The sequence below is a fragment of the Yersinia thracica genome, assembly GCF_902170565.1.
GTDB classification, from domain to species: domain Bacteria; phylum Pseudomonadota; class Gammaproteobacteria; order Enterobacterales; family Enterobacteriaceae; genus Yersinia; species Yersinia thracica.
The window spans coordinates 1-397 of record NZ_CABHXX010000122.1; the positions used below are offsets into that span (position 1 = coordinate 1).

A 397-nucleotide genomic window follows, 5' to 3' on the forward strand; every position below is an offset into this window, starting at 1 on the left:
GAATAAGCGCGGCGAATCCCAGCACTGGAACAACAAAACGATGGCAAACAAATAAACCAATAATCAGAAACAAAAATCCGCGCCAACAGAACCCCAAACAAAACAACAAAAACCCCCCAAAAACACACCCACCACCCCACAACCCACCCCCACCCACAACCAAAAACACAGCCAACAACACAAGCACACCCACACACCCCACACAACACAAACCCCCCCCACACACACACCAACACCCCCAAAAAAAACCACCAAACCACCCCCCAAACCAACCACAAAACACAACCCACACAACCACAAAAACAACACCCCACCAAACCCACCCCCAACGAAAAAGCACCCAAAAAAAAAAAAAAAAACAACAAAAAAAAAAAAAAAAAAAAACAAAAAAAAAAAA

General features: G+C 44.1%; 1 protein-coding gene. It reads right to left on the bottom strand.

Annotation, left to right across the window (positions count from 1 at the left end; genetic code table 11):
• On the bottom strand, positions 1 to 187 hold a 187-nt coding region (locus tag FTA91_RS20635; protein WP_222423193.1), incomplete at its 3' end, for a hypothetical protein.
• Positions 188 to 397: the final 210 nt, after the last annotated feature.